9 protein-coding genes and 1 riboswitch are annotated in these 11,381 nt (G+C 48.3%); of the genes, 3 read left to right on the top strand and 6 right to left on the bottom strand.

Features of this window, described 5'->3' with window-relative positions:
• Positions 1 to 129: 129 nt before the first annotated feature.
• Positions 130 to 247, top strand: a riboswitch (molybdenum cofactor riboswitch).
• A 282-nt stretch (positions 248 to 529) separates the two neighbouring features.
• The 3 genes from B2633_RS14135 to B2633_RS14125 are packed head-to-tail and all read left to right on the top strand — an operon-like array spanning position 530 to position 3,384.
• Positions 530 to 1,585 (top strand): ABC transporter substrate-binding protein, encoded by a 1,056-nt coding sequence (locus B2633_RS14135; protein ID WP_483171380.1) that lies wholly within the window; start codon positions 530 to 532, stop codon positions 1,583 to 1,585.
• 3 nt (positions 1,586 to 1,588) lie between these two features.
• Positions 1,589 to 2,608 carry a FecCD family ABC transporter permease gene (locus tag B2633_RS14130; protein WP_483171379.1) on the top strand — a complete coding sequence of 340 codons (1,020 nt, stop codon included), beginning with the start codon at positions 1,589 to 1,591 and terminating at the stop codon, positions 2,606 to 2,608.
• Entirely contained in the window at positions 2,605 to 3,384 is a 780-nt protein-coding gene (locus B2633_RS14125; RefSeq protein WP_483171378.1) for an ABC transporter ATP-binding protein, read from the top strand. The genes B2633_RS14130 and B2633_RS14125 overlap by 4 nt, the downstream gene beginning before the upstream one ends.
• Positions 3,385 to 3,518: 134 nt before the next feature.
• Here the strand turns inward: B2633_RS14125 and B2633_RS14120 are convergent, their stop codons facing one another.
• The 6 genes from B2633_RS14120 to B2633_RS14095 all read right to left on the bottom strand — a co-directional run bounded on the left by B2633_RS14120 (position 3,519) and on the right by B2633_RS14095 (position 11,302).
• A complete protein-coding gene (locus tag B2633_RS14120; protein WP_483171377.1) occupies positions 3,519 to 4,958 on the bottom strand; it encodes a hypothetical protein in 1,440 nt (479 codons plus the stop codon).
• Positions 4,948 to 6,342, bottom strand: coding sequence for a sensor histidine kinase (locus B2633_RS14115; RefSeq protein WP_483171376.1), 1,395 nt, complete (start codon positions 6,340 to 6,342; stop codon positions 4,948 to 4,950). Before B2633_RS14115 ends, B2633_RS14120 begins: the two co-directional genes overlap by 11 nt.
• A 9-nt stretch (positions 6,343 to 6,351) precedes the next feature.
• Positions 6,352 to 7,053, bottom strand: a complete 702-nt coding sequence (locus B2633_RS14110; protein WP_481039449.1) for a response regulator transcription factor — start codon at positions 7,051 to 7,053, stop codon at positions 6,352 to 6,354.
• 45 nt (positions 7,054 to 7,098) lie between these two features.
• Complete coding sequence (locus B2633_RS14105; protein WP_483171375.1) at positions 7,099 to 8,985, bottom strand: acyltransferase family protein; 1,887 nt, start codon at positions 8,983 to 8,985, stop codon at positions 7,099 to 7,101.
• A 523-nt stretch (positions 8,986 to 9,508) separates the two neighbouring features.
• Positions 9,509 to 10,456: a hypothetical protein gene (locus B2633_RS14100; RefSeq protein ID WP_483171374.1), complete on the bottom strand. Its 948-nt coding sequence runs from the start codon at positions 10,454 to 10,456 to the stop codon at positions 9,509 to 9,511.
• 120 nt (positions 10,457 to 10,576) lie between these two features.
• Positions 10,577 to 11,302, bottom strand: a complete 726-nt coding sequence (locus B2633_RS14095) for a hypothetical protein (RefSeq protein ID WP_483171373.1) — start codon at positions 11,300 to 11,302, stop codon at positions 10,577 to 10,579.
• Positions 11,303 to 11,381 lie beyond the last annotated feature (79 nt).

Raw genomic sequence — 11,381 nt, 5'->3', positions numbered from 1 at the left:
ATCCAAACTTCTCACACGGTCTGACGCTCCGTGGCTGGCCCCGAAGTTAGCCGCAGTATGACGCCACTAACTGTCATGAAAATGCAGGATTTGACATATTTTTGACGAAGATACAAAGGAGTTTCTAATTTAATACTAGCTCCCCGAGCCTAACATGCCTAAGTCAATCGATATGGGTGCTGGCCGATGGGTGCGGAGGGAAACGTCCGCGCCTCCCGTTTTGGAAAGGAGGGTATTTTCAGTCTTTTATGACTTATGAAAGCTATGCCTCTGGTATAGCTTTTTTTAACACAAAGTTATGCCATCCTGTGCATGGCTTTTTTTGTATGGCCGGCAGGGGTGGCAGACGAAGCGAACAACAAGGCCAAACCGAAAGAACGCTCCCGGTTGGCTCCAAAGGAAGTGCGGGACTCGCGATTGATTGAAGAACCCAACTCCCCCCATATAGCGCTAGAATATTCAGGTGCTCTATCAGCGGGGTAAAAAGACATTTGTAATGAATATTTAGCCAAAAAGGAGAGGGTGTAACATGAAGAAATCCAGACATTTAATAGTGCTGATCATGCTGCTTACAGTGTCCCTGCTGCTGATACCGGGATGCAGCAAGACTGAACCGACCGCTGCACCGGCAGATGCTTCGAAAGCTGCTCCGATAACATTAACCGATCATGCCGGGCGGAGCGTAGAACTGCCTAAAGCAGCCGAGCGGGTTATCGGCACCCATAATCCCAGTATGAATCTGGTTATCGTTTTGGACGGTAATGGTAAGCGTTTAGCAGGCTTCGGCAACAAGGACATGGCTTATGGGCTATACGATTTAGCAGCACCTGAAGTCAATCAGGCCACTGTTATCGGTAAAGGCAAGAATATCAACATGGAAACCATCATTTCGGTCAAGCCAGATCTGATGCTGCTTCCGCTACGTTTCCAGAGCCAGGTTGATCAACTTGCCGAAGTAGGGGTTCCTTGTATAGTATTGGATGTCGAGAAATATGATTCCATCAAAGATGGACTGAAGCTGGTAGGCAAGGCTATTGGTCAGGATAACCGTGCCGAAGAACTGGTAGCGTTATTTGATGCCAAAATAAACAAAGCTTCGGAGGTGGCAGGCAAAGCCGCCACAAAACCGACCGTGCTTTTCATTTCGGGAAGCGCCAAAACCGATGTGGCCTCAGATAATATGCTCCAAAACCAGATGATCGAGACTGCAGGCGGAATACCGGTGACCAAAGGTTTGTCTGCGCAAGAACTGTGGCTTTCGGTCAACATGGAGCAAATCATCAAATGGAATCCCGACGTCATTTATTTCCCGGCTTATGCCAGCTACACGGTGGATGATATCTTAAATGATCCTCAATGGGCCAACATATCTGCTGTAAAAAACAAAAAGGTTTACAAATTCCCCTCCAATCTGGAACCCTGGGATTACAATACTCCCGGCGCCTCATTGGGACTGTGCTGGACCCTGTATAATCTGCATCCCGACCTTTATTCTTATGATGAGCTGATGAAAGATGTCAATGATTTTTATCAATTCGTTTACGGAAAGACCTTTACGGCGGAACAATTGGGAATAACCAAATAAATAATGGACTATATGCGTAATACCAACTATAAGCGGTTCTTGATCGGGTCATGCCTGTGGATGCTGGCTATGGTGCTGCTGGCCTTGAGTGTAGGCAGATACAGCATGAATCCGGCTGATGTACTACTGGCGTTGTCTGAACGGCTGTCTGGCACGTCTCCTCAGGATGCCGCCATGCACGATGTATTGTTTGTCATCCGCATACCCAGGATACTGGCGGCAGTGCTGGTAGGCGGGGCCCTGGCACTTTCTGGAGCGGTCTACCAGGGGGTATTTAAAAACCCCCTGGTTTCTCCGGACCTGCTGGGGGTCTCGGCAGGAGCCAGTGTTGGCGCGGCGATAGCCATATTATTTGGCCTGGGGATGGCGATGGTACAGTTTTTCGCCTTTTTAGTAGGAATGGCCGCGGTAGGAATCAGTGTGAGCATAACTCGTTTTCTAAAAAATCAAAGCAACCTGGCCCTGGTCTTGGCCGGTATTATTACCAGCGGATTCATGGCTTCAGTCTGTGCAACTCTCAAGTACATCGCCAATCCAGAGACCCAACTGTCAGAGATCGTATTCTGGCAGATGGGCAGCGTAGCTTCAGTCAATCACATTCAGCTTACCTCGGTTTCACCGCTGCTCATTATCTGCGGAGTGTTGATGCTGGCTCTGAGTTGGCGCATCAATATTCTTTCTTTTGGTGAAGAGGAGGCCAAAACCCTGGGCATGAATGTAATGCTTTATCGCGGCATCACTATTGCCGGCTCCAGCCTGCTTACCGCCAGCGCGGTCAGCATCAGCGGCACCATCGGCTGGATCGGCTTGGTAATTCCCCATCTGGGCCGGCTCCTGGTCGGATCCGACAATGTCAAATTGCTTCCGGCCTGCGTACTGCTGGGGGGCCTGTTCATGCTGGTGATAGACACCATTTCGCGTGCCGCCACTACTGTAGAGATCCCGCTGAGTATCCTCACCGGCCTGCTGGGCGCACCGTTCTTTGCGTGGCTCCTGTGGAAACAGAAGGGAGGTGTGCAATGAATATAGTCGTGCATAATCTGGGATTTTCCTATCCCAATGGGAAAAAGATATTTGAAAACTTGAATTTTTCGATATCTCAGGGGAGCACTGTAACCATTCTGGGGCCAAACGGAGCAGGCAAATCAACCCTCTTGGCTTGTCTGACCCGTATTTATCTACCCGGCCAGGGGGACATTTTGATAGATGGAAAAAGCTATCGTCACATGAAGCAGCGGGATATCGCCAATGCTATCGGATTTGTGCCCCAGACCATCGTACCCTCTTTCGATTTTTCCGTTATTGATTATGTGGTGACCGGATGCGCACCCCGCTTGGGAGCATTCCAAAAGCCGAAAGCAGCCGAATACGAGGTTGCCTGGGAAGCGATCCAGGCTATGAATATCAGTCATTTGGCTGAACAGTCCTTTATGAGAATCAGCGGCGGCGAACGCCAGCAGGCTGTGATAGCCAGGGTAATTGCTCAGAAACCGGCGTTTATTCTGCTGGATGAACCCACCTCCCATCTCGACGCAGGCAATCAGGTCAAAGTATTAAATATACTTAAGAAGATGGCAAACAAAGGCTATGGTGTGGTGATGACCACGCATAATCCCGATCATGTGCTGCTGCTGGACGATCAAGTGGGTGTACTCGATCAACAAGGACGTTTTGCCTTTGGCCCGAACAGGGAAATATTAAGCGAAGAATTATTATTCGGCCTGTACGGAGGTGGCTTAAGGCTTTTTTACAGCGATGACCTGGGACGGCAGATATGCGCCTTAGAAGGCATTAGTTAACAAAGGACGATTGGGCGGCATGCATTGGCACGCATATGGATATGCATCAAAATACCAAAATTAAGCCTGGTTTTGCCGGGCAGCAGTGTGCTGGCCGGAGATCAGCCCGGAAGCCTGCGGCGGCATATCTGAGTTCAAACCTTGCCTGCGCCATGGGCCAGAAAAGTCTTCTCCCAATCATCCACATAAAGCCCGGTGGCCCACTCGGCCATAATAATGCTGGCGCCTGCTTTCAACTCAATTTCCCCCAGGGGGACGCTGTCTAATTGTTCGCCGCTGATGCCAAAGAAATACAATTTGCTTGTGGTTTTAATAACAGCTATATCCCTATTGGGGGAAGTAAACGCGTCCAAAGCATTGGGGACCCGGTCTTTTATGCTCTGCCAGCTGAGATACAAGGTGTCGTAAAATACTAAATTAGCCGGCGGAACGAAATTGATATTAAAATCCATGCTTCCGGGAGTGCCATCGCGTTGATAATTTATTCTCCCCTGGAGATGCCAATGTCCGTTTTTTCGTGTCAATCCAAAATTATCCTGGTTCACATCCCCGTCTATCAATATAATTTCCTGACTAGGCAGGATTTGCAGCGCTTGTTCCCTGGCACTGTGATAAGCTGCCAATCCCGCATCTCCCAGCAAATCTGAAACCTTGATTCCAATTGGAGACGATAATTTATCCACCGGCAATACCTGCAGTTTGTCTGTACCACCGTCAGTACTCTCTACGATTACATAATCATTGCTGATATAATCAACAACGATGCTTTGAGCACCTGGAGATGCTGTTGTTGCCGAGACATCATCATCTATCCCCGCCGCATCTTTTATGGCCACATTATGCGCCGATAATTCCGCTCCCGCTTGGTTCAGCCCGCTCTTTACCCGCAGTTCCCAGAACCCGCTTCTGCGCGGGAAATAAATATCATTCCTGCTAAGAACCGGGCGCAGCTTTTTATCGTCCGCGGCTATCCACACGGTCTTGTAGATATAGTCATTGTTTGACGGTATTTTAAGTCCTACAAAAATACCGGAAGTGCCGGTATTTTTATATTGATGGACATCAGCCGCATGTAAGTTCGCAACTGACAAGGGATCATCGGCATGATCAGCGACTTTATGGAGCAGCAGCACCTTATTTTGTACAAAAGAAATAACGGTGGCATCATCGATTTTCATAAATTCGCCCAGATAATTCGAGTCTGCGAATACGGTAACAACATCAACTTCCTGGTTTATTGACGCCAGATAGCTGTCCAAGACGATATATCTGGTCATCAAATAATCGGTTGAATTGACCTTCTTGATTTTGTAGGTGGGTTGACTCCAGACATTATTGCCCAATACCGCAATTTCCCGGCTAAACTGAAGAGAGTCAGTCTCTGCTTCACGGTTCGCCGCACCGGAATATCCCTCGGAACCCAGCTCCTCGATCACCGACCATTTTCCTTCTAATGGGCAAACATTATATACGGGCGGAACAATTTTCCCTGCCGTGGTCCAGGAAGGATTGGCGCATCCGCCCACTAAAAGGAGAAGTAATAATGCCGGTAACATCTTGCATTTATAAAGCATCCGGCCTCTCCCCTCCAGGCAAAATGATCACCACATCAGTGCCCTCATTCAGCTCACTCGTGATTTCCAGCTTGCCGCCCATCAGGTTGACGATCTCCTCACAAATTGAAAGCCCGATGCCATTTTTGGAAAGCGAACTTTTTCCTTTATAAAATTTCTCTTTGACCATGGGCAGTTCGTCGGCGCCTATTCCGCAGCCGCTGTCGGATATGGTGAATTTAAAAGCTTCATCTTGAATTTCCGCTTTAAAACGGACATAACCACCCGGATGATTAAAATTAAAAGCATTATCCAAGATATTGATAAACAACTGTTTAAGCCGGTTAACATCCGCATAAATATGGGGCATATCTTCAGGACAGTCAACGGTAAAATCGATACTTTCCCGTACGGCTCGCGGTGTCAATTGTTTGCGTAAATGCTCACATAAATTGATCAGGTTTACCTCTTCCGGGTTGAGCTTGATTCTGGCCGAGACAAACTTGGAGAAATCCAAAAGTTCTTCAACCATCCGGGTGAGCCGGTCACTCTCTTTGGCAATAATATTGAGACCGCCGTTAAGCATTTCTTTCTGCTGGAAGTTTTCACTCTGTAAAGTAATGGCCCATCCTTTGATAGAGGTCAGGGGCGTGCGCAGCTCATGGGACACCGAGGAAATAAAATCATTTTTAAGCTGTTCCCTTTTTACGATTTCATCGGCCAGGTAATTTAAGGTATCCGAAAGTTCGCCGATTTCGTCGTCGCGGGTTTTTCTGCTCTTGATCTGAAAATTGCCGTTGGCCATGGTCTGGGCCACTGCTGTGACATCCTGCAAAGGCACCACGATGGTGTTGGCTAAAAAAATACTCATCGAGCCAACGATGAGGATCACTAACAGACCGATAAATATAAAAATTTTCTCGGTTTTGGCAATGTCCTGGTCGACGGCGCTTAAAGAAGCGATAAAGCGCAAGGCGCCGACGATTTCCTCTCCTGATTTCAGGGGATTGGCAACCGCCATGACTTTTTGCCCGTTTAAGTGTCCCACCCATACCCCGGTTTTGCCATCCAGGGCCTCCTTAATATCGCTGCCGGCCATTTCCGGTGGAATGGCGCCCTGGGAGTCCATTACAATATTGCCGTCTCGGTCGGCGATCTGTACTTCGGCATTACTCTGGTTCCAGAATGCATCAACATTATAAAGCACATTGTCCTGCAGTGAGGTATTGGCAAAATACTTAGTATACATGTCCGCGCAAATCTTTATTTGATTGGTGAGACTGCCCTCCAGGCTGTTATAATAGTTCTGCTTAACGATATAGATAAGCAGCATTTCCAGAATCACAACCGTGAAAATAATAACGACCATAAAACTGGCGGTTAATCTTAATCTGATTCCTTTCATCATGTGCTCCTATTGAGGTCCCGCCTGCCATCGATAGCCGTAACCCCATACAGTTTTGATATATTCCGGCTCAGATGGATTATCTTCCAGCTTTTCCCTCAACCGCCTGATATGTACGTCCAGAGTTTTGGTATCGCCAAAATAATCCTGTCCCCAGACGGCATTCAACATCTCATTGCGTTTAAGCGCCTTGCCCTGATTTTCCATAAACATCTTAAGCAAAGCAAATTCGGTGGGCGTTAATTCTATTTCTATATGGTTTTTAAAAAATTTATTGGCAGCAAGGTCCAGTAATAAACCATCGCATTTAAGCGCATTATCTTCCGCCTTGGAATGACTCTTGCGCCTTAACATGGCCTTGATTCGTGCTATCAACTCCAGGGGATTAAACGGTTTGACCAAATAATCATCTGCACCCAGTTCAAGGCCGAGAATTTTATCGGTGTCCTGACTCTTGGCCGTCAGCATAATAATAAACGTTTCGGGCATCGTTTCCCGAACCCGCTGGCAGACTTCGAACCCGCTGATTCCCGGCAGCATCAAATCCAGCACAATAACATCGGGCCTAAAGCTGCTCGACATGGCAAGGGCTTTCTCTCCTGTATCGGCTTCTCCAACTGCATAGCCAACCGCACTTAGATTAAGGGTGATAAAACTTCTGATTGATTCTTCATCTTCAACCACCAAAACTTTCGTTTTTATATCGATCATCGGACTCTCCATTCCAAGATCAAAGCTCAATATGTATTTCAAAGCTTAGGGATGAACCGCCTTGGCCACCAGCGACACATAAGCCTGAACCCCGGCTTCTTTCAGGTGCACTCCGTCCGCGTAAAAATATTCATTATGGCCGCTGCTGGCGGAATACCAGTCAACCAGTTCTATATCTGGATCAGCGGCGGCAGTCCGGGCCAGGATCTGATTGACCACGCTTTCCCATGGTTTCGGAACCCGGGTGTTAATCATCACGATCCGTCTGTCATCCCCCAGCAAACTCAGTATATCCGTGAGCTGTTTCTCTGTAAATGCTCCATTTGCTCCCAACTCAATTATAACCGTCTTGCCCAGCATACCTTGATCTTTTAGATTCCTGATCACCCCGGGCGCCTGGTGCATTTGCCGGCCAATGGCTGCATCCACTAGAATATCCGGAAAAAGCTGCTTCAGTTCAGGTCCCACTTCCACCATGACTGAATCGCCGATAACCGTAACTCCTCCGCCGGTAAATGCATCTTTTTGGTCTGCGCCCTGATTCACCGTCTCAGTACCGGCTTGAATCACCGCTCCATTTTCCTCATTTCCCGGTGATTCTGCCCCGGCAGGCATAGTCGTTTGGTCTGTTTCACTGACAACCTGGGATGCCAGACTCTTTTGCTGCGCCTGGCTGATCATCGAACACCCGCTCACCGCCAATATAAATGCACAAAAAATTAATACGATACTCGATAATGTTGCCTTATCCCGAAATCGAAGCAACTTGGGCCGCCACTGTAAACCATTTGAGAACCACGCCAAATGCTTTTTCCATTTACCGTACCGGATGGGATCCTCGATAAAATACCACGAAATCGCGGCCAGAAAAATGCTCAAAAGTGTTTGTTCAATCGCGAGTTCAATATTCAGCCCCCCGGTATTGACGGCCGGACTGGTTAAGGCTATGACCGGATAGTGCCACAGGTAGATCCCGTATGACCAGACCCCCAGCCACCGTAATGGCCATATGCCAAACAGCCTGCCCAGCCGGCTGGCAGGATGGGCCAGTACCGCTACCAGGACCGCCGAGACTATTGAGAAGAGCAAAAGTCCGCCGTAATATAGAAAAGATTGATATTGATTGCTTTGCCAAATCATCAAAAGTACGGCCAGCAGCGCTGCTCCTCCGGCTGCGTCGAGTATTATACGATGCCGGGGGCAAAGCTCCGCCGATAGTTTACGGCTGGGCCACACCAGCGCCAGTACCGCGCCAATAAGCAAAGCAAAAGCCCGGGTATCGGTTCCATAGTAAACCCGGTTGGGATCCAGGCCGGGTTGATAAATAACTGCCATGGCGACGGCTGAAGTAATAGCCAAAGCCGTGATCAATCCGATCAGGCGGCCCCGGCGGGGAATATAGCGCAGGCCCAGCCCCAACAGCAACGGCCAGGCCAGGTAAAACTGTTCCTCCACAGCTAAAGACCACAGGTGTCCCAAAGGCGAAGGAGGTCCGAAACTGGCGAAGTAAGAAACCTGGTGAAAGATCAGCCACCAGTTGCTGGAATAGAATGCAGCCGCCACAACATCGTTCCACAATGATGATAAGCGGTTAGGATCGTATAAATATACCCACACCATAACTCCGGTCAGCATGGCAAACAGTGCCGGCAGCAACCGCCGCACCCGGCCCAGCCAGAAATCTTTCAGATTAATTCCCCCGGAAAGCTTCCATTGGGACACCAAAATGTCGGTGATAAGATAACCGGACAGCACAAAGAAAATGCATACCCCTAAAAGTCCTCCCGGAGCCCAGGGCAGGTTCAAATGGTAAGCGATCACCGCCAAGACTGCCAGGGCCCGCAGCCCATCCAGTCCCGGCATATAACGCCTGGCGCCGAGCCGATCCTTTGCATAATACTCAGCAGGCCCAATCTTTCCGTCCCGTTCCATTGGTTGATTCCACTCTCCATCCGGTGTAATTCGGTATCCCTTGACGCCTTTTGATGAGTTGGGATGTACCCTTTTTCATCACGATACCAACTTTTTCCGGTAATTGCGTTACAAAATGCTTAAGAATGGTTACAAAAAAGTTAAACAATCGGGACGGTTCGACGGTTTTTTTGTCTGTTGGCGGGCTAGTCTTGTTTCACCTTTTCCGCCACGCTTTTGTCAACTCCCGGTAGGGCTGCAATGACGCGCTGCGATAACCTGGTGTTCTTCCGCTGTTTCCGCTTAAGCGCAGCCCCGCAAACGCGCTTTAGCTCTTGCCAATAAACAGCCACCCGGCAATGCACAATGCAAAAGCGGGTGGCTGTTTTCCGCCACGTTTTTGTCAACTCCCCCCAGGGGGAGGAATGCGAATCAGCATGACAATGGGTACTAATAAACCATCCCAACCAGGTCCATCAGCTGCTGAAGTAAACGACTCCCGAGATGTAGTTATGCATCATATCACGGTCACGTTTATCTTAGTCTAAAGATCGGGAGAGATAGAAGCAGTTTCGATTATCCGTTTTCTTTCTTCATCCAGTTCCAGTGCTGCTTGCATGTTTCTTTTCTGCGCTTGGTACAGATCCTGGATAGTTGACTGTATTTTTTGCTTAAGCTGCCGGGTGCGGTTCTGCGCAGTATTGATTTGTGACTGCACAATCCAGTCAAACAATAATCCATCCAGCAGGAAATCAGCCAGGGTCGCCAGTCCCCCAATTTCTATGGAATCATTGGTTTTTTGGACATCGGCTAATTCAGTTTGAAAATTGCGAAGCAGCTTTTGAGCCCGGCTGATTTTATCCCGGGCACTTCCAATATGAGCATGCTTTACAGCAGTGGTTAAAAGCCCTCCGCCCAGGATATCAACAATACCCCAGCCTTGGGCGCTGCCAAGGCTCTTTTCCACTTCAGACAGGTATTGGGCTGCGATTTGCCCGGTATCGACCGCTTCCTCCAGTTCCCTGGACTCTGCCCGCAAAAAGCCCAATTGTTCCGCCACTTCAAACAGACGCCGCGCATCAGGCCCACCAGAGCGGAGTAAATAGCTTTCTTTATCCTGGATAGCCTGCTGGTATTCCCCTTGAGGATCTCCCAAAGCTTTTAATTCCCTATCAATTCGCCTGATATCTCTTTCCAGATTTTCCAGGATAGCATTAAGACCGTCAAACTTCAATTTGGCTGCCAGGTATTCCTCTTGCTCCTTGTGCTTGGCGATGTCTTTAGTGCCTTTTAAGCTATGCCAGAAGTTCTGCAGGGTAATACCGTCCAATCGTTCCAAATCTTTACCTTCTATATCTAATTGTTTTTTGAGTGCCTGCCAATGTTCTTTTTGCTCTTGAATCATAGTACAGGTCGCTTCCCTGCGGTGTAATAGTCTTTCTTGTTCCCTTAATTTCCGTGCTGCCTCAGCCAACCGTTCCTGTATGTGCATCGTCTTATACCTCCCCGCCGTTGCCAGATATGGACGAAGGCAACAGCTTTCCTACACCACTATACCCTATTTATTCAAGGCTGTACCTGTCGCTTTTCCAGGGGATTTGCATCGAAGATCTCAATTGCCAACCAAAGGCAAAACCCGCGGGGGATTTTGTATTAATTCGGATATTTGGCCTGATTCAATCTCATAAACAAATGTGCCGCTTTGTGTTGTGTAGGATGTATCGTGCCATTGGTAGTAAATAAGAATACTTGAACTGTCCGGCAACCATTCCACAGGCGTCAAGGCCGGATCGGGACGGGTTTCGTTGGCCGTGTAATCAAATGTCGCTCCCCGGGCTTTAAGTTGTTCCATGACGGAGGCCATATACGGGCCTGGTATCTCGGTAAGCGTTGTAGTATTCACTATGCTGAAATGCGTCCATTCCCGTCCTGAGTATGTTACAGCCAAAAATCTGCAGTCCTCCGACCAGAGAAAGTTAAAATCCCGCCCAATAATATCGAAAACTGTGATGGTTCCGGTTTGTGTATTACAGAGCATGACTTGATAGATACTATAAAACAGCCCGCTTTCATCCTTTAAATTTTCCCGGACATCAGACCATACCGCCCAATTATGGTCTGGAGAATAACTGGCATATTCTGGGACTGGCGCCTCGCCGCCATTAGATCCTTCATATTCCGGCCTTTTCTCATACATCTGCTGCTCAACCCCGGCTGTCTCCCTTGAAGCATTGGCGGTGTAATAAGTCTTTGGATTGGTAGTACAAATAACAAATATTCCTGTACAGATAACGGCAGTCGCAATCACAATCCAAAAAGCAGGCTTTTTATAGATCAAAACATTTCCCTCCCGACAGGAATTGAGAAACATTCCTGTCACCCGTATCCTGCTTTTGGTCTTTCAGTCGGGATTCCTC

It is taken from the genome of Syntrophomonas sp. UBA1041, from assembly GCF_002316705.1.
GTDB lineage: Bacteria > Bacillota > Syntrophomonadia > Syntrophomonadales > Syntrophomonadaceae > DTU019.
This window is presented reverse-complemented; position numbering and strand designations above follow the sequence as displayed.